Consider the following 22244-nt stretch of genomic DNA (forward strand, 5'->3'; position numbering starts at 1 on the left):
ATCCGGGAGGGAAAGGAACATCATGACGGAGCAGGACGAGGCAGAAAGCGCATCGCGCCGAAATGAAACGCGCGATATCATTCTCAATGTCGCCAAGGAGCTGGTCGCCCGCAAGGGACCGAAGAGCACGACGGTGCGCGACATCACCAATGCCTCCGGCGCCAACACCGCCGCCGTGAACTACTATTTCCAGTCGAAGGATGCGCTGGTGCGGCTCGCCACGCAGGAGATAACCGGCGATGTCAACCGGGAGCGCCTCGCCCGGCTTAACGACATGGAGATGAAAAGCGCGGACAAGGTGCTGCAGCCGCGCCAGATTCTCGAAGCGCTGATCGAGCCCATCCTGACCATGTCACGCTCCGTTGATGGCGGAAGCCTTTATGTCCGCAATGTCTTCCAGATGCGCGTCGATGCGCGGGCGGGCTACGACAACTTCAACATCAACAGCCATGCGGCACGCCGTTTCATACAGGCGATGCAACGGACCTTCCCGACGCTGTCGCTGGCGGAAATCGTCTGGAACTATGAATTTGCGCGCGGCGCATCGGTGCATATGCTTGCCAATCTCGATCCGGTCTCGCGGCGGTTCGAGCATCTGATGATCGAACCCAACGAAGATCTGCCGGCAGAGCCGTGTTTCAGGCTCGACGAAGCCGCCGTGCAGAAAGTGATCGACATGATTCTTGCCGGATTTTGCAAATCGGTCTGATCCGGCAACCGTGGCAGAACGGGTTGCCGAAACATCAATCCACGGGGCGTGGTCTCTCGTTCAGACAGTCTGCCAGACAGTCTGCCACGAGTGAGCAGATCGCCTCTGCCAGCAGATCGGGCCGTTCGTTCATGACCTGATGGCCACAGTCCCAGACCTCGACACCGATCCCCGCCTCCAGACAGGCCGCCCGATAGGCGGCGCATGCTTCAGCCCCGCCGCGCGGCCCAAGGGCAGCGAGGATCGCCCGGCGATGGGTGACCCGGGTCCAGCGCCCTGTCAGCGAAACAGGCTCGCTCATCGCCAGAAAGGGAAAAGGGCGAGCAAGATTGTCGAACTCCGCGGCCGCGCGGGGATCCGAAATGCCGAGTTCGACGGCCCTGCGCGGCGGAAGCACGGCATTGCGTCCACTACCGCAAAGCCGCGTCTTCAGCTGCTCCCGGTGAGCCGCGGGATAGCCGTCGATCACGGAAAACCCGTCGCGGGGCAAAGCCGCATCGACCAGCAGCAGGCCTGCCACACGCTCCGGCATTGCATCGGCAAGCATGATGGCCGGTGTACCACCATAAGAGTGCGCAACGAGGATCAGCGGCTCGCCATGACTGGCGGCCGCATCACCCAGAAGTGTCTCGAAATGGTCAAGAAGCCCTGTCCCCGCGGCCATGGGCAGGTCGCAGGCGCTGACGGCAAGGCCGTCGGGAAGAGGACGGGCCGCAAGCCGGTCCAGAACCGGCCCGAAGGCCCAGCCTCCCTGCCACATGCCGGGGATCAGGAGGAGGTGCACCGGATCAGACCTTTCCGCCGCCGGCCTTCTCGATATCGGCTAGGAAGGCCACATGGCGCGCCTCGGCGCGGCCGCGCAGGGCTTCCGGCGACACGTCGGCGCTTTTCTTGGCGGCAAGGATCGCGACGACATCGCCGATATGGCGCGCCGGGATCACTGCGACACCCTCGCCATCGCCGACGATCAGATCGCCGGGCTCGATGACGACGCCACCGCAATGGACCGGGACATTGACCTCGCCGAGATGCGCCTTGGCCGGCGAATAGACCGCGCTGCAGCGCCCGAAAAGCGGCAATCCGAGTTCCTCGACTTCGGCAAGATCGCGCCAGGCGCCATCGATGACGACGCCCGCGAGCCCGTTGGCAACCGGCGTGGCCAGCGACAGCGCGCCCGAGCCGCAGGCCCCGACATAGCCGCGCCAGTCGACGACCAGAACCTGGTTCTTGCCGGCAAAGCCCATGGCACCGACGATGGCGCGGTTGTCGCCGGGGGCCGCCTTGACCGTAACCGCCTGGCCAACCATCGTGCCACCGGCGGGCGTCAGCGCCCGGATCGCCGGGTCGAGCGTATAGAGCGGCCCGACAACATCCGAAATATCGGCGGCGGCCCTGGTCTTCAGGAAGGCGATGGCCGCCTCATCCGCCGCCTCCGGCGCGGAACCGATGCGTGGCGGAACTTTCTGGAAGGGCGGCGCTTTCAGCGCCGCCGTGTTTTCGATCGTCATTTCTGCCTCACTCGGCCGCAAGGGCAGCAAGGCTGCGCACGCGGATATTGCTCGACAGCGTGCCGATGCCGGTGCCCTCGAGTTCGATCCTGCCGCCGTCTTCCTGGCCGAGGTCGCCGCGACGCAGATAATAGCCCGGCGCCATGTTCGGTGCGCCCATGGCGATCACATCGCCCGGTTCGAGCGTCATGTTGCGGGTGATGGTCTCGATGATCTCGCCGATCGGGAAGCGCTGCTCGCCGATGGTGCCGTCCTGGATGGTGTCGACCGTGCCGTCGGTATGGTAGATGCGCGTCGTCACGCGGACATCCTCCGGATTGCCGATATCCTTGATCGGCACGATGAACGGTCCGAAGGGCGCGAAGGTATCGACGCCCTTGGAGCGGGCCATGGCGCGGTTGATGAACTTCTCCTTCGCCCCGTCCTTGCCGGGGATCATCATCACCACGGCGTCCTGGAGGCCGAAGAGCGAGGCGGAAACGTCGTTCATCAGCGACAGGCCGGCGACATACTGCATCGCGTCTTCCGCCTTCACGCGGGTCGCGCGCTTGCCGATCACCACCGCCGGCTCGCCCTCGGGCTGGATCTTCGAGTTCATCTCGCTGAAGACCTCGAGCGTGCCCTTGTTGGCGCTGATGGCGCTCGGCGCCTTGAGGAAGAAGATCGCACGCGGCCAGCCGCCGCCATATTGCGGCTCCATCTGCTCGACATTGGAGGTCGGGCGGTTGGAATTGACGCAGACGACCTTGGAGGGCTTCGGCACGGGCGCGCACCAGGTGACGTCAGCCGCCGCATAGGCATAGGGAGCGCCGGCGGCCGAGGGGATCGCCTTTTCGCAGGCTTCGACGAAAGCGTCCATCATCTGGCCGGATTCGAACAGATCGATCATGGTTGCCGGGAAGCCCTTCGGGCCGATCGAAAAATCCTCCGACAGGCGGACGAGATCAAAGAGCGTCTCGCCGTCCAGCGAGCCGGCAACGCGCTGCATTCCGGCGATCTCGATGGTTGCTAGTTTCATTTCAGTACTCCGTTCAGACAAGATTGTGGTTTGGTCAGCGCTTCGCGCATTTATGTTTCGTCAGCGCTCGGTCAGCGCTTCGCGCTGGGGTCGAGGTGATCGCGAAGCAGGTCGCCGGTCAGGAAGACGCAGACGATGACGGTGGTGAGAACCGCGCCCGGGAAGATCGCAATCCACCAGGCACGACGCAGTTCGCTCTGGGCGCTCGACAGCATCGAGCCCCATGAGAAGGTTGGAACCTGCACGCCGAGGCCGATGAAGCTGAGCGCGCTTTCGACGAGGATGTAGCTGCCGACCATGCCGGACCAGATGATCACGACGACGCTCAGGCAACGCGGCAGGATATGGGTGAGGATCAGACGCGCGGTCCCCGCGCCCTGCATCCGCGAGGCGGCGATATAATCGAGCCGCCGGGTCTGGGCCGAAACGACGGCGACGGTGCGCGCATAATTCGGCCAGCCCCAGATCGCCAGCAGGATGATGAGGTTCTGCATGCCAGGCCCTATGGTCGCGGCCATGGAGACGGCAACGACATAGAAAGGCAGGGAGAACTTCACATCCGCAAGGCCGAGGATGAAGGCCCCCGTCCGCCCCTCGAACCAGCCGGCCAGAAGGCCGAGCAGGGTACCGATGACCATCGAAATGGTCGCCGCGATCAGTGCGACGAAGAGCGATATCCGGCCGCCATAGATCAGCCGGCTTAAGAGATCGCGCCCGAAGGCGTCGGTTCCGAGTGGGTAGTCCCAGCTGCCGCCAAGCCAGGCCGGCGGACGGCGCGACAGCATCAGGTTCTGCACGATCGGATCATGGGGCGCAAAAAGCGGCGCGGCGATCACCACGATGACGATGACCGAAAGAAGCGCCGTCGCGAAGATGCGTGGACCGAGGTTGCGGTAGAGGTCAACGAGCCTCTTGCCGAAGGAGGGAGAGACGGCCGTGGCGTTCATGGTTTCATCGCTCATGCCTTTTGCCCCCTGCTCTTCAGGCTGGTGTCGATCATGGCGTTGACGATGTCGGCCAGAACCGTTGCGAGTGCCACGATCGTGGCGATGACGAAGACCCCGGCCTCGACGAGCGGGAAGTCCTGTCCCTTGACCGCCGAGATCACCAGATAGCCGAGACCGTGATAGGCAAAGAGCGGCTCCACGATCAGCAGCTGGCCCATGGCGAAGGCGAAGGTGAGCGCGCACCAGGAGACGACCGGCGGCAGCGCATTGGGCACCGCGTGCCGCCAGATCACCCGACCGCGGCTCAAGCCCTTGGAGCGCGCCGTGGTGACGAAGGGACGGTGCAGCATGTCGCTGACCTCGCCCCGCGTCAGCCGCGACAGTGCTGCAAGATGGGACACTGTGATGGCGGCGACCGGCAGGACGAGGTGCTCGATGCCGCCGCTGCCGACGGCCGGAAGCCAGCGCAGCTTGAGCCCGAAGATCAGCATGAACACGATGCCGAGCCAGAAGAAGGGAACCGCCTGACCGAGGAAGGTAACGGTCATGATCGTGCTCGAAATGCGCCGATAACGCGAGGTCGCCGCCGCCACGCCGATGCCGATGCCGAGAATGACCGACAGCACGATCGACGGCAGCACGATGGCAAGGCTTGCCGGAACCGAGCGCAGCACAACGCCGAGCGCCGGCTGCTGATAGACGAAGGACAGGCCGAAATCGCCGGTGACGATGCCGCGCAGAAAGGTGACATATTGCAGGATGACCGGCTGATCGAGCCCGAGCCGGACACGTGTCGCCGCGATCATCTCGTCAGTCGCCCCCGGCCCGGCCATGATCGCCGCCGGGTCCGAGCCGAGCTGAAGCATGAAGAACAGGATCGTCATGATGCCGAGAACGGTCAGCACGACCCGCAGCAGCTTCATGGCGAAATAGGTGACATTCTCGTTCATCACACGGCCTCCGGCGCTGCGGGCGGCATCACGTTGGCAATCTCGCCCGCCCGGTGGCAGGCGACGATATGGCCGGGCTGCCACATGCGCATTTCGGGATATTCGCGGCGGCAGAGATCCGTTGCGAGCGGACAGCGCCCGGCAAAATGACAGCCCGCCGGACGGTCGATCTGCGAAGGCACGGAGCCGGTCAGCCCGGCCTTTTCGCCGGGCCGTCTTCGGGCGACGAGGCCCGCGGTATAGGGATGGGCGGGGGCGGCGAACAAGGATGCCGTCGGCGCTTTCTCGACCACCTTGCCGAGATACATGACCGCCGTGTCATGGCTGATATGGCGCGCGATCCTGAGGTCATGGGTGATGAAGAGATAAGCGAGATCGAGATCGCGCTGGAGCTTCAGCATCAGGTTGATCACCTGCGCCTGGGTCGAAACGTCGAGCGAGGCGGTCGGCTCATCGGCGATGATCAGCTTCGGCTCCAGCGCCAGAGCGCGGGCAATGCCGATGCGCTGGCGCTGGCCGCCGGACATGTGGCCTGGATAGGAGCCGAGAAAATCCTCGCGCAGGCCGACCTGAGCAAGAAGGGCGCGGGCGCGCGCCTCGCGCTCGGTGGCATCGCCGCGCTTGTGCAGCTTGAGCGGCTCCGTCAGGGTGCGGCGGATTGAAAAGCGCGGGCTGAGCGAGGTCATCGGGTTCTGGAACACCATCTGCAGGCGTTCATAGACATGGCGCAGCTCACGGCCGCGCGCCCCGGCGATATCGTGGCCTTCGAGCAGGATGGCGCCGGAGGTCGCCCCTTCGAGCTGGGCGATCGTGCGGCCATAGGTGCTCTTTCCCGATCCGCTTTCACCGACCAGCGCCAGCGTCCGACCCGGCAGGATCGACAGGCTGATGCCATCAACCGCCTTCAGCACCTTGCCCCGGCCAATCCGGAAATGGGTGCGAAGATCGACGGTCTCGATCACCGGACGCGGCGGCATTCTTTCCGTAGTGTCGGCTGTGTTATCAGTCATTGTCATACCTCGCTCAGCCAGCAGGCCGCGCCGGCCTCATCCGCGCCAGCAACCGCCCTAAGCGGCGGCCGCTCCTTGCGGCAGCGGTCGAAAGCGGAGGGACAGCGCGGTGCAAAGGCGCAGCCGGCGATCCGCGCACCTGGCGCCGGCGGTTGTCCGTCAATGGTGGCAAGATCGGAAAAGGGCGGGACATGCGCCGTGCCCGGCATCGCGCCGAGGAGCGCCCGGGTATAGGGATGGCGCGGATTAGAGAAGGTGTCCGCAACGGGCCCGGTCTCGACCAACCGGCCCGCATACATCACCGCAACGCGGTCACAATAATCGCCGATCAGACCGAGATCATGGGTGGTGAGGATGACCGAGGTGCCAAGCTTGCGGTTGAGTTCGAGAAGCAGGTCCATCACCTGCGTTTCGGTGCTGGCATCGAGCGCGGTCGTCGGCTCGTCACAGATCAGCAGGCTCGGATTGCCGATCAGCGCCATGGCGATCACCACCCGCTGCAACAGCCCGCCCGAAAGGGCGCGCGGGCGCTGGGCCATGCGCCGCTCCGGGTCGGAGACGTTGACGAGTTCCAGCGCCTCGATCGCCGCGGACCGCGCGGCAGCACGGTTTCGGCTGCCCGCCGACAGAGCCGATTCCTCCAGCTGCTGACCGATGGTCATCATCGGATTGAGCGCGCTCCACGGATCCTGGAAGACGACGCGGGCTGCAGTGGCGTGAAAGGCCCTGAGCTCCGCTTCGCTCATTTCCAGAACGTTTGCGCCGCGAAAGACCACCGAGCCGGAGGTCTTCAGGTTGTCGGGCAGCAGGCGGATGGCGGCAAGACAGGAGACCGACTTGCCGGAGCCGGATTCCCCGGCAATGGCAAGCATCTCTCCCCGTCGCACCGAAAACGAGATCCCGTGCACGATTTCATGATCGGGGCCAGAGACCCGTAGATCCTCGACCACGAGATCGACAATGTCGGTCGCGCGGCGTTCAGCCTGCTGCGTTTTCATGAGTTTTGCTCTGTGATCAGGCCGGAAGCGAAGCCGTGGCGGCATTGATGAACTTGCCGGTATCGAGCTTCAGCCCGGACATCCCTTCGGCGCTGGCGACAAGCCATTGCTGCGAATAGAGGAAGATGAACGGTGCCTCATCGTGCAGATAAGACGCCATCTGATGCAGGATATCGAGCCGCTTGGCGGGGTCGAGCGTCACGCGCGATGCCGCGAGCATCTCATCCCAGTGCGGGTCGATCCATCCCTTCCGGCCATCATCGCCGGCGGTCACCCACTGATAGGACTGGTCCGCATCGTAAAGCGGCGAATAATCGAGCCCCTTGGCGAAGACCGGCCATTGCGTACCCTGCCGCCAGGCCTGGACCCAGACCGAATATTCAAGCGGCGTCACCGTTGCGCGGATGCCGATATTGGCGAGCTCCCCGGCCACCGCCTCGAGCAGAGCGCGGTCGCGCTGCTGGCCGACCAGTTCGGTGTCGAAACCATCGGCAAAGCCCGCCTCGGCCATCAGCTTCCTGGCGGCGTCGAGATCGTAAGGATAATCGGTCACGTCCGGATTGTGGCCGACGCAATCCGGCCCCGGCAGCTGCCCCTGAAGCCTTGTTCCGACCCCCTGCATGATGACCTGGAGAATGGCGTCCGTATTGATCGCCATGTTGACCGCCTGGCGCACGCGCTTGTCGTCAAAGGGCGGTTCCGTCGTCTTCAGCTGAAGCAGGAAGGGCGATCCGACCGCAATCTTGGCGAGATCATAGCCATCAATGCCGGCCGTGGCGTCGGTCGGAAGCTGCTGGGCAACATCGATCTGCCCCGTCTCGGTCGCCGCCAGCAGCGCGTTTCCGTCGGCATAGACATCAAAACGGACGTTCTTTGTTGCCGGTGCCCCTTTCCAGTTGCCCTCGGCCGCGGTGAGCGAAAAGGACGAACCGGGCGTGAGATCCTTCATCTTGTATTGACCGGTACCAACCGGGCTCAGGCCGAACTGCTTGGTGCCCGCTGCCGCATAGGCTGCCTTGCTGACGACGAAGAGCAGTGCCAGACGCTTGGTGAGCAGCGGATCCGGTCCCTTGGTGGTGATGCGTACGGTATGCGCATCGATGGCCTCGGCCGATGCGATCGTTGCAAGCACCGAAGAATGCGAGAGTTTTTCGCTGAGCTCGGTCTCGATGGAAAAGACGACATCGTCCGCCGTCATCGGCGAACCGTCGGAGAAGTTGACGTCATCGCGCAGGGTGAACACCATCTCGGTGTCCGAATTCTGCGTCCAGCGCGCGGCGAGATTAGGCACCGCTTCCGCCGTTGCCGGATCCATGGCCGTCAGACCGTCGAAGATCATGTACTGGAAGGAATGGACCAGCTTGGTCAGCGGATTGAGATCGGTGAAACCGTAAAGCGTTCCGAAGATCAGCGGCTCTTTCACCTGTTGGGCGAGAGCCTGCGAGAGCTGCCATGGAAGAACGGCGGCGATGCCGCCGGCGGCGGCAACCTTGAGAAATTGGCGTCTGTTTGCGGGGAGCATGTTGTGTTCCTGTTTCTGGAGTTTTTTGGCACGGGTTATCCCTGCTCTTTTTCTTTGAGATTTGACGTCGCCCAGAGGGGCTGGGCGACAAAGCCGGAGGCGCAATAGCTGACGATCTGCCGGCGTACGAGGTCGGTCTGCTCGACATCGATGCCGGGCTGATCTGTCATCAGCCGCTTGAAGGTCGGGGAGATCGGATCGCAGTCGGCAAGGGCGTGCAGCGCCGCGCCGCGCATCATTTCATAGCGCCAGACGATCTCGGCGCGGGTGAAAGACGGAAGCGAGCGACAGAAGGCGTCGATATAGCTGAAGGCACCATAATCATAGGAATGCTGGACGAAATTGAGCGGCCGGCCGGCCGGATCAGCCCAGAGCTGCTGGATGAACCGAACGACAATGCGTCCGCCATCCTCATCCCGCGGTGCTTCCAGAAGCGGCAGAATCCAGGCCTCGACAAGCTCGTGCACGGGAACCGGACGGTCCGGATGGCGCTCGATGGCGGCTTTCAGCGTTGCGTCACGGCGGCGCCGGATCGGCTGGAAGACATGGACCAGAACCGCCTCCAGGAAACGCTCGCGGCTGCCAAAATAATAGTTCATCGCCGAAAGATTGCATTTTGCCCGATCCGTTATCTCGCGAACCGTCGGTCCGGTGAGGCCGCGTATGCCGAACAGGGTAATGCCTGAATCGAGAAGTCGTTGTTTTACATCGATTTCTGAAGAGGCTTCTTCTTTCATGATTTCGGTGTCCACGGCGCCCCTCCAATAAAACGCTTGTTTTATTTTTTTGATTTAAGAGCAGGAATTTTGGATATCGTCAAGCCAGACAACCGCCATATCGCCCCAAAAATCCATCAGACAAGCGTTAATATGAACAGATGTTTCAAATAAAAGTTTCAAAATCAATATGATAATAAATTCAAAACGCTTGTTTTATTTTTTCCAAGCGCTGATGCGCTTTCCGACCGGGAAAGGCCGCCGAGAAGCCTCCCGTGAACGCCTCCATCATCGGAGCCGATGGCAATTGCGTCAGTCCCAGTTGGTAAAGATCGAGCGGATCAGGCGAGCGATGTCATCCTGATTTCCGTTCAGGGCCGTCCCGTTTATCAGCACATGGTCCGACTCCAGCGGAGTGACGGAAAAATAGCTGCCGGGATGGACGACGACCCCCCGGCTGGTTAACTGGTTGGTGATGACATATTCGTCGGGAACCGGCAGCCAGATTGCCGGTCCGTCCGTCTCCGGCAGGTCAAAGCCGACGGCGCGCAAGGCTGAGAGCATGCGCGCATGCCGGCTGCGGCACAGCGCGACATAGTCTGCCACCTCGGCCTTGGCCACCGGATCGCTCAACTGGAAGGCCAGTGCATCCTGAAGAATATGGCTCACCCAACCGGAGGAAAAGGTGAGCCTCTGCCACATGCGGTCGATGTAATAGTCGCTGCCACCGGCGACGGCGAGACGCATATCCGTGCCGGCGAAGAAGTTATAGGAATGAACATGAATGACACTGCGCGGCAGCTTTGCGCCCAGCGACAGCCAGGGACGCTGATGCAGAAGCGGGGTCTGAACCAGTTCGATCACCGGCATGTGGCTGTCGCCGATCAGTGCGGCGGCGCTTTCGATCCATGCGGGCGTGACCGAGAAGCCGGTCGGATGGTTTCCGACCGGCTGGTAGAGGAAGGCCGCCGGCCGTTGCTTCAGTGCGCGGGATAGTTCGTCAAGATCAGGCCCGCCATCGCGATAGGTGACCGGAACCGGCTTGACGCCAAGGCTTTCGCAAATGTCGAGAATACGCGAGATCGTCGGCTGATCGACGATCACCCTGTCGCCAGGGCGAACCGTGGTGGCGAGCGCCAATTCGGCTGCAGCGATGCCGCCATGGGTGGCCATCATCGATTGCGGCTGAAACGGCCAGAGCGGCGCCACCGCCTGCCGCAGCGGCAGACTGATGGGGGTCGGCGTCGCCTCATTGATGCCCGGCGAGGCAAGTGCCGCCATGAAGGCGCGCTGCAGAGGCGGCAGGATGGCAGGGTCCGGGGTCAGATGACCGAGGTTGAGCGGAATCCCCTCGGAGGCCTTCATCATGACATCGTAGCGGGTGGCGCGCGGAGCCAGAGCGGGACCGAGAACGACGGTACCGCCGCGCCTGCGCGTTTCCAGCACCCGCCAGTCCACAAGCTCGTGCCAGGCGGCGGCCACGCTTGCCGTGCTCATGCCGAGCGCCTGGCCGACGGCGCGCACCGTCGGCATTCGGGTCCCCGGTGCAATCGTGCCTTCGGCCACCATTTCCATGATGGTGCGGCTGAGTGCGCGCGGATTGCGCATCGCAACGCGTTTTACGATCTGGTCAAGCATGGTCATGTCTTCAAAATATTATGTTTGTGAACATAAATATATTGACCAAAACAAAAGTCGAGCACTAGCCTTCAAATAGGCACTGCACAACAAAATGGCAGCGCCGGATTGTCTCACCATCGATTTTCACGCCTCCATTTCAGGGAAAGGAAGCGCTGTTGTTTTCCGTCCGTAATTCATCTTCCGTGCTTGCTCTCTCGCTTGCACTCGCTTTATCAGCCGCTGCCGTCCGCGCCGCAGATGTGGTTGCTGTCAAGGAGGGCGGCGAGCTGACCATCGCCTCAACCAATTCGCCGCCGAACTGGAACCCGGTTTCGGCGATTGGTGATATTACCACCAACCGCCAGCAGCAATGGCCGCTCTATCCGCATCCCTTCGTGACCGGGACGGATGCCAGCGTCAGTGTCAACGCCGATTTCCTGACCTCGGCCAAGGTCGTGAGCCAGGACCCGATGGTGGTGGAATATGTCATCCGCGATGATGCGGTCTGGTCCGACGGTACGCCGATCACGGTCAAGGATTTCGAATATACCCAGAAGGTGCAGGATCCGCGCGCCTGCCCTGACTGCAAGGCTGCATTCACCCAGGGTTATGATCTCGTCTCCTCGATCGAGACCAATGATACGGGCAAGCTCGTCCGCATCACCTTCGCGAAGCCCTTCGCACCCTGGAAGACGCTGTTTCCCTTCATTCTCCCGGCGCATGTCGCCGAAAGCTATGGCGATCTCGCAACCTCCTTCAATGTCGGCCTGTCGGAGAATGTGCCGAAGGTCTCGGGCGGCCCCTACATGGTCAGTGACTATCAGGACGGTGTCGCCATGACGATGGTGAAGAACCCGAAATGGTATGGCTCGCCCGCTCATCTCGATACCATCCGTACCCGCTACATCACATCGGTTTCCGAACAGCTGACTGCGCTTGAGAACGGCGAGATCAACGCCGTCTACGGCGGCACGACGCTCGATACGGTGGAGCAGGCAAACCAGATGTTCGGCGTCAATGTCGAGATCGGCCCGACGCTGACCTATTATCATTTCTCGCTGAAGGCCAATGGTGATGTGATGGGCGATCTTGCGCTGCGCAAGGCGATCACAAAGGTTCTCGACATTGCCGACATGACCCGCCGCACGGTGGGCCAGTATGTTGATGATGCCGAACCGATGACCAGTACCGCCTATATTCCGGGCCAGAAAGAGCTTCAGGACAATACCGGCGCGACCGGGGTCGGCACGGGTGACGTCGAAGGTGCGAAAGCGCTTCTGACAGACGCCGGCTACACATTTGTTGACGGCAAGCTGCATACGCCGGATGGCAATCTGCTGCGCGATATCGACATCCTGACCTATTCGGCCGATCCCATCCGCGTTCAGCTGGCCGAGCTGGCCCAGTCGGAACTGGCCCAGATCGGCATCACCGCGACCATCGACGCAGCCGACCGCTCACGCTACACGCCGGAAGCCAAGGCCGGGAATTTCGATATCTATGCCACGGCGACAGCACTGGATCTTGGCGCCTTGTCGCTGGCCCAGTGGTACCAGACGGGTGCCGCGCGCAACTATTTCGGCTATTCCTCGCCGACCGTGGACAAGCTGGTCGACGAAATTTCGGTGACGCTGGATGACGCCAAGACGGCCGAACTGACCAACGAACTCGACCGCGCGCTTCTGTCGGATGCGATCGTCGTTCCGCTTTTCCCGATCACCAACATGGCCGTCTACTCCGACAGCTATGCCAATATCTTCGTCAATCCTTCCAAATACGGCACGACGATGAACATCGCGGATTGGGGCCTGAAGGCCGACTGATCGCGAAAACTAGGCGGAGCCAGCCGCATGACGGTGGCTCCGCATCCGCCATCCTTTCTTGAAAGATCTCACCATGAGCATCGACTTCGTCGTCGCGACCCCGCACGACGCGGTGCATTTCAATGATGTGCACCGCAACTACACCGCCTCGGCCGGCTATCTGGTCTGCAACAACATCTATAACCGCATGGTTCTGACCGAGTGGTACAATTTCGACGGCTCCTATCCGGATCTCGCCACCCATTGGGAAATGCTGGACGGGGCGCGTCGCTGGCGCTTCCATCTCAATCAGGCGGCGCGCTGGCAGGACGGCGTGCCCTTCACCGCCCATGATGTCACCTATACGCATCTGCATGCCAAGAAGATGGGCTATACCGGGGCCATGTTTCTCACCGATGTCGAGGATATCGTCGCCGTCAACGATTATACCGTGGACTATCATCTGAGCGGGCCGAATTCCGGATTTCTGGTGCAGCTTGGCAATTTCATCTTCTCGCATTTCCTGCCGCGCCATCTCTACGAGGGTACGGACTGGGATACCAATCCGCACAATCTCAAGCCTGTCGGCTCCGGCCCCTTCCGTCTGGTCGAATGGGAAAAGGGCAAGCAGATCGTTCTCGAAAAGGTCAAGAACCACTGGGGACCGCAGCCAGAGATCGATCGCCTGATCCTGAAGATCCAGCCCGATCGCGATGAATGCGTGAAAATGGTGGTGCGCGGGGAAGCGGATTTCTTCCCGCAGGATACCCTCACCTATGACCGTCTCCACCTGATCGATGGTGCGGACAATGTCGAACTGATGCGCAACAAGGGGCCGGGCATGGCGCTGCTCGACTTCAATCATGGCAGCCCGCTCTGGGCCGACCAGCGGCGCCGGGAGGCCATTGCCAAGGCCGTCAACCGTGCCGATATCGCAAAGATCGCCGATCCGGGGACCAGCTTTGCCTGGGACCACTATCTGCTGGAATCGGTGGGCTGGGCCTTCAATCCCGATGCCAGGGCCCCCGGTTTTGACCTGGACGGCGCCGAGCAGCTTTTGAATGAAAGCGGCCTTACCCGCGATGCCTCGGGCGCGCGCGGCAGGATCAGGCTCTATTTCATGGAAATCTTCCATGGCCACCGCGCGCTCGCGGCAATCGTCGCCCGCAACCTCAGCGCCCTTGGCTTCACTGTGGAGCATGAAGGCCTGACCTCGGTGGACTGGTCCAGGCGCATCCGCCGGGAGCATGACTTCGATCTGATCATCGTCGGCGGCACCATGGCGCCCGATATCGACATCACCTCCACCAAATATTCCTCGACCGGCCTCAACAATATGGGCCTGCATCACAACAAGGATGCCGATGCCGCCTATGCCGCTGGCCGCAGCGCGATGAGCCGGGCGGAACGCGGCGTTCACTACCGTCGCCTGCAAGAGGTCTGGCAGCGCGATTGTGAGTTCGTTCCGCTTCTCTGGTACGGCACCTATTATGCCCGCTCGAAGCGATTTTTCGGCTGGGCTGACCAGCTCGATTATTCGATCCCCTGGTGGCACTGGGGCCGGATTCGCCCGGTCGCGGAACAATAAAAAGGAAAGTGATGCTGTGAGAACGGGAACGACACCATGCTTGTGCTGATCGGAAGCCGGTTGCTCAACAGCCTGCTCATCCTCATAGCATCGACTTTCGTGGTCTTCTGCCTTGTTGCCATGGCAGGAGATCCGCTTGGCGAACTCAGGGACCAGCAGCCGCCGGTCTCGGAAGCGGTCATCCATGCCGAAGAGGTGCGCCTCGGCCTCGATCAGCCGATTCCGACGCGCTATCTCCGCTGGGTCACCGGGGTTTTGCACGGTGACTTCGGTCCCTCGGTGAAACCTAACCAGAATATCGGCCAGGAACTGGCACCGCGCGTCTGGGTCACGCTCAGGCTGGTGATGACCTCAATCGTCATCGCCAGCCTGCTGGCGCTCGTCGCCGGCACCATCGCCGCGCTCTACCGCAACCGGGCGGCGGACCATGTCATTTCCACGTCGGCTTTCATTCTGATCGCTCTGCCATCCTTCTGGCTCGCTGTCCTGCTGAAGCAGCTGGGCATTGCCTTCAACAAGGCGGCCCATGCCCGCATCTTCTACACCGTCGGCGATGTTTCCGTGCCCGCGCCGACGCAGCTACTGCCGCTTCTTGCCAATATGGCGGGCCACCTGATCCTGCCGACCATCGTGCTGACCATGATTCATTTTGCCAGCTGGAGCCGCTATCAGCGCGCTTCGGTGGTCGATTCACTCTCGAGCGATCATGTCCGCTTTGCGGTTCTGCGCGGGCTCTCCCGCCGGCGTATCGTCGCGACACATGTCATCCGCCCCGCACTGATCCCGATTGTCACCGTGATTGCGCTCGATCTGCCGGCACTGTTTTCCGGCGCCATCATCACCGAAACCGTGTTTCAGTGGCGCGGCATGGGCGGTTTTCTGCTGGAATCCATCGCCAATCGCGATGCCAATGCGGTTATGGCCTGGCTGCTGGTCGCCGCCTTTGCCGTCGTCCTGTTCAATCTTCTTGCCGATATCATTTATGCGCTCATCGATCCCAGGGTCCGCTATGGCCAGGCCTGATACCCGCCCCCCCTCTCGTCTTGTTCTGGCCTGGAAGCGCTTTCGCGCCAATCCGATGGCCATGATCGGCCTTGTCATCCTGGTGCTTCTCGTCGCTGTTGCAGTGCTCGGTCCCGCGCTCTGGCATTATGGCTACAAGGATATCACGCCGGATCTTTCCAGGCCGCCATCCTGGGCGCATCCGCTTGGCACCGATACGCTCGGCCGCGACATGCTGGCGATGGCGATCCGCGGCATGCAGCAATCGCTGCTGATTGCAGGAACGGTGGCCCTTGTCGCCGGGTTGATCGGCACACTGATCGGGATCGTTTCCGGCTATTTCGGCGGCATGGTTGATGCCGGCATCATGCGGCTCGTCGATCTGGTGCTCACCATCCCGACGATCGCCCTCGCTGCCTTTCTCGGCAATGCGGTCGGCAATTCCGGTGTGTCGTGGCTGGGGCTCGCATTGGTTCTGGCTGCTCTTTACTGGACTTCTGTCGCCCGCCTGGTGCGTGGCGTTTCGCTCAGCCTGCGCGAAATGCCCTTCATCAAGGCCTCACGGGTGATGGGCGCGCGGCCGGTCAGGATCATGCTGACCCACATGGTCCCCAATGTTGCCGACCAGATCATCGTTGCGACCGCAATTCTTGTCGGCGTTTCCATCCTGTCTGAAACGGGCCTGTCCTTCCTCGGATTCGGCATCCGGCCGCCCGATACGTCGCTCGGCCTCCTGATTTCCAATGCCCAGACGGCGGTTCTGACCCGCCCCTGGCTGTTCTATGCACCAGGCGTCCTGATCATCCTGATCGTTCTGTCGATCAATTATCTCGGCGAAGGTCTGCGCGATGCCCTCAATCCGCGCGCAACACCCACCAATCCGCTCGTCGCCCATCGTCGCCGGCGGCGCCAGACGGCCACGGCAGCGCCGGCCGGGACGGCCGCTGCGCTTGTCGAGATCCGCGACTTCACCGTGCATTTTGACGGCGCGGTCAGGCCAGCGGTGGATGGGGTATCGCTTGAGATCGGTCGCGGCCAAGTGCTGGCGCTGGTTGGCGAGAGCGGTTCGGGCAAATCGCTCACATCGCTTTCGATCGCCGGTCTTCTGCCTGCGGGCAGCAGGGCAAGCGGCTCGATCACATTCGATGGCAAGGATCTGACTGGGCTGGGTTTTTCCGAGTGGCGCCGCTATCGCGGTCAGCGCATCGCCACGATTTTGCAGGATCCCTCGACCAGCCTCAATCCGATCCTGACGATCGGCGCCCAGTTTCATGAAACCATGCAGGCCGCCGGGCGGGTGTCGCGAAGCGAGAGCCGCAGGCGCGCCGTCGCACTGATGACGCTGATGGCGATCCGTGATCCGCAGAGCCGGCTTGACCAGTATCCGCATCAGATGTCGGGCGGTATCCGCCAGCGCATCGTCATCGCGCTGGCGATGATCCACACGCCCGACCTCATCATCGCTGATGAACCGACCACGGCGCTGGATGTGACCGTGCAGGCCCAGGTGCTGGACGCCCTGCGCATTGCCCGGGAAAAGACTGGCGCGGCCATGCTGTTCATCACGCATGATCTGGCGCTTGTTGCCGGCATTGCCGACCGTGTCGCCGTCATGCGCGAAGGCAGGATTGTCGAGCAGCGTGCCGTTGGCGCCCTGTTTCAGGCGCCTGAGCATGACTACACACGCAGGCTGCTGCAGCTTGCGCCACGCCTCGACAGGGTGGCCGAGATGCAGCGAGAGCCGCGACAATTCGACGGTAATCCGCTGCTGCGCCTCGATGGGCTGTCGCGGCATTTTCTCAAGCCACGTGGCAAGACTAAGCGCGGCAGCGATCGCACCATTCATGCGCTCTGCAATGTCAGCTTTGACCTGATGCCCGGCGAAACACTCGGCATTGTCGGTGAATCCGGATCGGGCAAGACCACATTGCTCAATACGGTTTTGGGGCTATACCCGCCATCGGCCGGACGCGTTATCTTCGATGGCATGGATCTTTCGACACCGCTGGCGCGGCGGCAAGCCAGCCGTCACATGTCGGTGGTGTTTCAGGATCCCTATTCCTCGCTCGACCCGCGCATGACCGTGAGCGCGCTTCTGGCGGAGCCGCTGCGTATTCACCGGATCGCAGGCGATGCGCATCGCCGCGCACTGGCGGTTCTGGACCGGGTGCGCCTTCCGTCATCGGCCCTGAGCCGTTTTCCGCATGAATTTTCCGGCGGTCAGCGTCAGCGCATCGCCATTGCCCGGGCGCTGATGCTCGATCCGAAGCTTGTGGTTCTCGACGAACCCGTTTCGGCTCTCGATGTCTCGATCCAGCAGGACATCATGGCGCTGCTGGGCGAGCTGCGCCGCGAACTCGGCGTCTCCTATCTGCTGGTGGCGCATGATCTTGCCATCGTTGCCGAGCTTGCCGATCGCATCGGCGTCATGTTTGGCGGGCAGATGCTCGAAATGGGCGAAAGCCTGCAGATCGTTTCGGCGCCCCGCCATCCCTATACCCGCCAGCTGATCGACGCCGTGCCGATCCCTGATCCAGAGGCGGAGCGTGTACGCCGCCTGCGTCAACGCCCGCCTGCCTGGCCCAATGAACATTCCCCCCTTCCCGCCTGCCCGCTTTCTGGAGATCCAGCATGAGTCTGACCCGCATTCACGTCAAACCCCGCATGAGCGGGATCGTCATCAATGGCACAAATGTGCACCTGTCCGGTATGACAGCGGCGAAGCGCGAGGGGCGCACGGTCGCCGAACAGACAGGCGATATACTGAAGCGTATCGATGAGTTGCTGGCAGATGCCGGAACCGACAACCGCCACCTTGTCCAGGTCAATATCTGGCTGAGCGATATCGAGACCTTCAACGAGATGAACACCGTATGGGATGCCTGGGTGCCGGAAGGATGCGCGCCCGCTCGTGCCACCGTCGAGGCCCGGCTTGCTCATCCCGATATCAAGGTCGAAATTCAGGTTCTGGCGTCCTTGCCATAACTGCGGCTCCCCAGGCCTGACGAAAATCGGCCGCCGGCATTCGCAGCACCGAGCCCCAAAAATGCCGCTACCTGAAGCCGCTCATCAGCCAGACCGGTGACAGTTCTCGGCGTGTCGTTCGATCATCAATGGATTTTTGGAAACACAGCCCTCGCGCATGACGCGTCGATTCAATAACATAGAGCGTCCTGGTGCGTCCAAAAGGACGCCGGCGCTCTAACGGAGCAGTTCGGAGACGGCCTTGGCCGCAGTGCTCACCTGGGATCGAATGTCGCGCAGCATCGAAAGATCGTCGCCGTCGCGCGGCAGAAGGCAGCCAAGCGAACCGATGACGCCACCGCCCGGATCGCGCAGAGCGACGGCAAGACTGATGACGTTGAGCCGGAACTCTCCCGTGTCGACCGCAAAACCATGACGGCGAACCTGCCTCAGGCTTTCAACCAGATCACCGAGGGAAACCATGGTGAGATCGGTGAAGCCCGTCAGACCACGATCGGCCACCACCCGCGCAATTTCCGGCTCGGGCAGCCATGCGAGGATGGCCTTGCCAAGCGCCGTTGCGTGAGCCGCAGCGGCGAACTGGGTCTGATAATTGCTGAGTGAAACACCATCGGCACGGCCGGCCTCGGCGGCGATTGTCAGCTCGGTTCCGGAGAAGACAGCCATGCAGACCGTATGACCGATCTGATCGCGCAGCGCCATCAGATGCGGGAGGGCGGCACGGCGAATGTCGAAATGCGCGCTGCCCTGGCGGGCCATTTCGCCGATCCGCGGCCCGAGATGATAGGTCCGCGGATGGGCATTTCGCGTCACAAAGCCCCGTTTTACCAATGAGTTGAGCAGATGGTAGCAGGTCGGCGTCTTGAGATTGAGATCCTGCGCAATGTCCTGAAGCTTCAATGGCTCGGTGGCAGCCGCAATATATTCGAGGATCGACAGGGCGCGATCGACGGACTGAATCGTGACCCCTTCGCCATTGCCGGCGCCGGCACCAGGCTGATCGTCCTTTTCGTCACGCGGACGTTCGCCACCGTCGAGCACGACCTGTGTCTTGTCCGTCGTGATGTCGGCGGGCTCGATACGGCGGGGCGTGGCAGGATAGCCGAATGTATTTCTGTCCATCGCTTAAAACCTGTCGCTTTCAATGGGGCGCCCCGCCCTCGCCAAATCAGACCGCATCGATCATCGGCCCTTCAGCCGTACTTGAAGCCCCGGCATTGATCAACAGCGCAACCAGGCAGAACAGCGCTCCGACCACCGTCACCGCAAGCCAGCCGCCATAATGCCAGGCAAAACCGCCAGCAACCGTGCCAAGCGCCCCGCCGGCAAAACGCGTTACCATATAGACGGTATTCAGCCGGCTGGTCGATTGCCGGTCGATGCCAAGGATCGTCGACATGCTGGTCACATGGCTCATCTGCATGCCGAGATCGAGAAGGATCACCGCCGGTACCATCAGCACGAGCGAGCGCGTCGCGCCCATGAACAGGACGAAGGCGAGCAGCATCAGCGCCCCGCTGAAGACCAGCACCTGGCGGGTGGAGAAGCGGGAGACGGCCCGGCCTGTCGCCAGCGCCCCGATGACGCCAACGGCGCCGACCAGCGCAAAGGTTCCAGCCATGCGGGCCGAATAGTGACCGGGCATGGCGCTCAGATGAAAGGCAAGCGTCGTCCAGAAGAGGCTGAAAGCGCCGAATTGCAGGGCCGCAGCAAAAGAGATCGAACGCAGCAGCTGATGCCGCAGAAACAATGTCTTCAGACTGCCCATCAGATCCAGATAGGACCCCTTGAAGGTCGGGGCAAAGGCCGGCAGGCTGAGACGAAGCACGATCATCAGGACAATCATAATCCCGGCAGCGAGAAGATAGACCTGCCGCCAGCCGATCAGATCACCCAGCCACCCACCGACAAAGCGCGACAAGACAATGCCGAGCAGCAGCCCGGCCATCACCTTGCCAACAGCCGAAGGTGCATTTTCAGGGGGCACGATCTGGCTCGCGATCGGCGGCAGGATCTGTGGCACGATACTGGTAAGCCCGATCAGAAAACCAAGCGGCACGACAAGCGCATAGGTTCCGGCAAGGGAAAACAGCACCATCATGCAGGCCGAAAGGCACAGCATGAGGCTGATCATCCGCCGCCGGTCCACCCGGTCGCCCAATGGCAGAAGCGCAAGCAGCCCGAGCGCGTAGCCAATCTGCGTGGCGCTTGCGATCCAGGAGGCGGCCTGATCCGAAATCGACAGATCGGCTGCCATTTCACCCAGAAGCGGCTGATTGTAATAATTATTGGCAACGACCGTACCCGCCGTTACGGCCATAAGCCATATGGTCCTGCCGGGTGTGACCGTCGCGTTGTCTGCCATGCTGGAAGTGCCTTGTAAGGGAAGCCATGTGGCTCCGGGAAAGGAAAGAGGAACGGGCCGTGGCCCGTCCCGATGTCTGCGGCGCTGTTTAGCTGAAGCGCTCTTCCGCCAGTGCCGCACGGCCGCTTTCAGCCAGAATCCGCAGCGTGCGCTCGCGAAGGGCAGCGGCGGCAGAAGCGGCGGAAGCATCGGTCAGGACGCCGTCAACCTTGCGCGCCACGCCATTGATGAAGACGGTCTCGACATTTGCGGCATCGGCAAAGGCGACCACCGCATCAACGGGATCAATCGCCGGCACAAGATTGATGTCATTGGCGCGGATCATGACGATATCAGCCTGCTTTCCCGGCTCGAGCGAGCCGATCCGGTGATCAAGCCCCATGGAGCGGGCATTTCCGATCGTTGCCCATTTCAGTGCATCATAGGTGTCGTGGCTCTTGCGCGGGGGGACGGGCATGCCGCGATAGACGGCATTGGTCGCGGCGGGCGCATCGGTCTTTGCCGCTGCATCGCGTTTGATATTGCGGAACAGCCGATCGATCGCCAGACTTTCGCGCATGGCGGCCAGCATCGAGCCGGATGTTGCCGTCTCGCTGTCATTGCCGATCGCCGGCAGGCCGCCCGCTTCGAGAACGCGGCTGATGAGCGGCGCCTTGGAGCCGCCGGAAATTTCGGTCGTTGCGGTGGCGGTAATCGTGTTTCCTGTCGCGATCAGAAGCTTGATCTCGTCATCGGACATGGCATTGCCATGAACCGCATTGTGGCGGCTGCCGAGGATTTTCTTTTCAGCAAGGGTGAAATAGCCGCCATCGACCTTGCCCTTGCGGCCGGAATAATGGGCGCTGGACCAGAGGTCGAGTTCGGCGGCAAGCGCAAAGTCCTTTGCGCAGACCTCGACCGGCGAGTAGTCGGGGCCCAAAATGCCGAGCGCGAGGCTCATCATGCCGCCATCGGAAGAATAACGCTTTCGCAGCCGGCGCGCTTCTTCCGCCGGATGCGGAACCTGCGAGAAATGCACTTCCCCTTCCCGCGGCAGCGTCTTGACCGTTCCGTGAATAAAAAGCGCACGGATGCCGGCGCGTTCCAGCCCGGCAATGGCCGCGTCGGAATGGTCGGGCGTGCGGTTGCCGTGGCACCATTCGAACACGCTGGTGACACCACCGCTGATCAGCGACAATGCGCCGACATATTCGGATTGAAACATGTCGTCCGGCTGATAGACCGGCACCCATTCCGTCTGCATGTGCAGGTGATGCTCGATCCCGGTCCAGTTGACGCCAAAACCGCGCACCGCCGTCTGCCACATATGGATATGGCCGTTGATCAGGCCTGGCATGACAATGCGATCCGTGCCGTCAATCACCTCGACATCGGGGCCGGGAACGATGTCTGTGCCGACCGCGACAATGACGTCATCTTCAAAGAGCACACCGGCATTCTTCAAGATCCGGTCCTTGCCATCCATGGTGATGACGGTGGCGTTACGGATGAACGTTTTGGTCAT

General features: G+C 62.0%; 19 protein-coding genes. 6 read left to right on the plus strand and 13 right to left on the minus strand.

The window, feature by feature from the left end; genetic code table 11:
• Nucleotides 1–22: 22 nt before the first annotated feature.
• Nucleotides 23–709, plus strand: a complete 687-nt coding sequence (locus HCK86_RS12085) for a TetR/AcrR family transcriptional regulator (RefSeq protein WP_176084723.1) — start codon at nucleotides 23–25, stop codon at nucleotides 707–709.
• Nucleotides 710–743: 34 nt separating this feature from the next.
• Here the strand turns inward: HCK86_RS12085 and HCK86_RS12090 are convergent, their stop codons facing one another.
• The 10 genes from HCK86_RS12090 to HCK86_RS12135 form a co-directional block, all read right to left on the minus strand.
• Nucleotides 744–1493: an alpha/beta hydrolase gene (locus tag HCK86_RS12090; protein ID WP_176084724.1), complete on the minus strand. Its 750-nt coding sequence runs from the start codon at nucleotides 1491–1493 to the stop codon at nucleotides 744–746.
• 4 nt (nucleotides 1494–1497) lie between these two features.
• A complete protein-coding gene (locus HCK86_RS12095) occupies nucleotides 1498–2217 on the minus strand; it encodes an RraA family protein (RefSeq protein ID WP_176084725.1) in 720 nt (239 codons plus the stop codon).
• A gap of 7 nt (nucleotides 2218–2224) precedes the next feature.
• Nucleotides 2225–3235, minus strand: coding sequence for a fumarylacetoacetate hydrolase family protein (locus tag HCK86_RS12100; RefSeq protein WP_176084726.1), 1011 nt, complete (start codon nucleotides 3233–3235; stop codon nucleotides 2225–2227).
• Between the two features lie 71 nt (nucleotides 3236–3306).
• Nucleotides 3307–4197, minus strand: coding sequence for an ABC transporter permease (locus HCK86_RS12105; RefSeq protein ID WP_176084727.1), 891 nt, complete (start codon nucleotides 4195–4197; stop codon nucleotides 3307–3309).
• Complete coding sequence (locus HCK86_RS12110) at nucleotides 4194–5132, minus strand: ABC transporter permease (protein WP_176084728.1); 939 nt, start codon at nucleotides 5130–5132, stop codon at nucleotides 4194–4196. The genes HCK86_RS12105 and HCK86_RS12110 overlap by 4 nt, the downstream gene beginning before the upstream one ends.
• Nucleotides 5132–6142, minus strand: a complete 1011-nt coding sequence (locus tag HCK86_RS12115; RefSeq protein ID WP_246739566.1) for an oligopeptide/dipeptide ABC transporter ATP-binding protein — start codon at nucleotides 6140–6142, stop codon at nucleotides 5132–5134. Before HCK86_RS12115 ends, HCK86_RS12110 begins: the two co-directional genes overlap by 1 nt.
• Nucleotides 6143–6144: 2 nt before the next feature.
• Nucleotides 6145–7140 (minus strand): ABC transporter ATP-binding protein, encoded by a 996-nt coding sequence (locus HCK86_RS12120; protein ID WP_176084729.1) that lies wholly within the window; start codon nucleotides 7138–7140, stop codon nucleotides 6145–6147.
• Between the two features lie 16 nt (nucleotides 7141–7156).
• A complete protein-coding gene (locus tag HCK86_RS12125; RefSeq protein WP_176084840.1) occupies nucleotides 7157–8662 on the minus strand; it encodes an ABC transporter substrate-binding protein in 1506 nt (501 codons plus the stop codon).
• A gap of 35 nt (nucleotides 8663–8697) precedes the next feature.
• The gene (locus HCK86_RS12130) at nucleotides 8698–9414 is read right to left on the minus strand and encodes a TetR family transcriptional regulator (RefSeq protein WP_176084730.1); all 717 of its coding nucleotides are present in this window, start codon (nucleotides 9412–9414) and stop codon (nucleotides 8698–8700) included.
• 276 nt (nucleotides 9415–9690) lie between these two features.
• Entirely contained in the window at nucleotides 9691–11016 is a 1326-nt protein-coding gene (locus HCK86_RS12135) for an aminotransferase class I/II-fold pyridoxal phosphate-dependent enzyme (RefSeq protein WP_176084731.1), read from the minus strand.
• Between the two features lie 158 nt (nucleotides 11017–11174).
• On the opposite strand from HCK86_RS12135, the gene HCK86_RS12140 reads away from it, so the two are divergent.
• From HCK86_RS12140 to HCK86_RS12160, 5 genes are all read left to right on the plus strand, one after another.
• Nucleotides 11175–12821 carry an ABC transporter family substrate-binding protein gene (locus HCK86_RS12140; RefSeq protein ID WP_176084732.1) on the plus strand — a complete coding sequence of 549 codons (1647 nt, stop codon included), beginning with the start codon at nucleotides 11175–11177 and terminating at the stop codon, nucleotides 12819–12821.
• 73 nt (nucleotides 12822–12894) lie between these two features.
• The gene (locus HCK86_RS12145) at nucleotides 12895–14388 is read left to right on the plus strand and encodes an ABC transporter substrate-binding protein (protein WP_176084733.1); all 1494 of its coding nucleotides are present in this window, start codon (nucleotides 12895–12897) and stop codon (nucleotides 14386–14388) included.
• Nucleotides 14389–14424: 36 nt separating this feature from the next.
• Complete coding sequence (locus HCK86_RS12150) at nucleotides 14425–15411, plus strand: ABC transporter permease (protein ID WP_176084734.1); 987 nt, start codon at nucleotides 14425–14427, stop codon at nucleotides 15409–15411.
• Nucleotides 15398–18025 (plus strand): dipeptide ABC transporter ATP-binding protein, encoded by a 2628-nt coding sequence (locus tag HCK86_RS12155; RefSeq protein WP_176084735.1) that lies wholly within the window; start codon nucleotides 15398–15400, stop codon nucleotides 18023–18025. The genes HCK86_RS12150 and HCK86_RS12155 overlap by 14 nt, the downstream gene beginning before the upstream one ends.
• Entirely contained in the window at nucleotides 18022–18375 is a 354-nt protein-coding gene (locus tag HCK86_RS12160; RefSeq protein ID WP_176084736.1) for a RidA family protein, read from the plus strand. Before HCK86_RS12155 ends, HCK86_RS12160 begins: the two co-directional genes overlap by 4 nt.
• A gap of 216 nt (nucleotides 18376–18591) precedes the next feature.
• Here the strand turns inward: HCK86_RS12160 and HCK86_RS12165 are convergent, their stop codons facing one another.
• From HCK86_RS12165 to HCK86_RS12175, 3 genes are all read right to left on the minus strand, one after another.
• Nucleotides 18592–19497: an IclR family transcriptional regulator gene (locus HCK86_RS12165; RefSeq protein ID WP_176084737.1), complete on the minus strand. Its 906-nt coding sequence runs from the start codon at nucleotides 19495–19497 to the stop codon at nucleotides 18592–18594.
• 46 nt (nucleotides 19498–19543) lie between these two features.
• Nucleotides 19544–20740, minus strand: coding sequence for an MFS transporter (locus HCK86_RS12170; protein ID WP_176084738.1), 1197 nt, complete (start codon nucleotides 20738–20740; stop codon nucleotides 19544–19546).
• 88 nt (nucleotides 20741–20828) lie between these two features.
• Nucleotides 20829–22244, minus strand: a complete 1416-nt coding sequence (locus HCK86_RS12175; RefSeq protein WP_176084739.1) for an amidohydrolase family protein — start codon at nucleotides 22242–22244, stop codon at nucleotides 20829–20831.

Source organism: Martelella sp. HB161492 (assembly GCF_013184775.1).
In the GTDB taxonomy this organism is placed as follows: Bacteria; Pseudomonadota; Alphaproteobacteria; order Rhizobiales; family Rhizobiaceae; genus Martelella.

Excerpts from the sequence above, each read along its gene's own strand:
- HCK86_RS12135 (WP_176084731.1), bottom strand. The coding sequence starts at position 11,016 with ATGCTTGACCAGATCGTAAAACGCGTTGCGATGCGCAATCCGCGCGCA.
- HCK86_RS12100 (WP_176084726.1), bottom strand. The coding sequence starts at position 3,235 with ATGAAACTAGCAACCATCGAGATCGCCGGAATGCAGCGCGTTGCCGGC.
- HCK86_RS12170 (WP_176084738.1), bottom strand. The coding sequence starts at position 20,740 with ATGGCAGACAACGCGACGGTCACACCCGGCAGGACCATATGGCTTATG.
- HCK86_RS12105 (WP_176084727.1), bottom strand. The coding sequence starts at position 4,197 with ATGAGCGATGAAACCATGAACGCCACGGCCGTCTCTCCCTCCTTCGGC.
- HCK86_RS12155 (WP_176084735.1), top strand. The coding sequence starts at position 15,398 with ATGGCCAGGCCTGATACCCGCCCCCCCTCTCGTCTTGTTCTGGCCTGG.
- HCK86_RS12150 (WP_176084734.1), top strand. The coding sequence starts at position 14,425 with ATGCTTGTGCTGATCGGAAGCCGGTTGCTCAACAGCCTGCTCATCCTC.
- HCK86_RS12120 (WP_176084729.1), bottom strand. The coding sequence starts at position 7,140 with ATGAAAACGCAGCAGGCTGAACGCCGCGCGACCGACATTGTCGATCTC.
- HCK86_RS12125 (WP_176084840.1), bottom strand. The coding sequence starts at position 8,662 with ATGCTCCCCGCAAACAGACGCCAATTTCTCAAGGTTGCCGCCGCCGGC.
- HCK86_RS12160 (WP_176084736.1), top strand. The coding sequence starts at position 18,022 with ATGAGTCTGACCCGCATTCACGTCAAACCCCGCATGAGCGGGATCGTC.
- HCK86_RS12085 (WP_176084723.1), top strand. The coding sequence starts at position 23 with ATGACGGAGCAGGACGAGGCAGAAAGCGCATCGCGCCGAAATGAAACG.
- HCK86_RS12095 (WP_176084725.1), bottom strand. The coding sequence starts at position 2,217 with ATGACGATCGAAAACACGGCGGCGCTGAAAGCGCCGCCCTTCCAGAAA.
- HCK86_RS12110 (WP_176084728.1), bottom strand. The coding sequence starts at position 5,132 with ATGAACGAGAATGTCACCTATTTCGCCATGAAGCTGCTGCGGGTCGTG.
- HCK86_RS12115 (WP_246739566.1), bottom strand. The coding sequence starts at position 6,142 with ATGACTGATAACACAGCCGACACTACGGAAAGAATGCCGCCGCGTCCG.
- HCK86_RS12175 (WP_176084739.1), bottom strand. The coding sequence starts at position 22,244 with ATGACCAAAACGTTCATCCGTAACGCCACCGTCATCACCATGGATGGC.
- HCK86_RS12165 (WP_176084737.1), bottom strand. The coding sequence starts at position 19,497 with ATGGACAGAAATACATTCGGCTATCCTGCCACGCCCCGCCGTATCGAG.
- HCK86_RS12145 (WP_176084733.1), top strand. The coding sequence starts at position 12,895 with ATGAGCATCGACTTCGTCGTCGCGACCCCGCACGACGCGGTGCATTTC.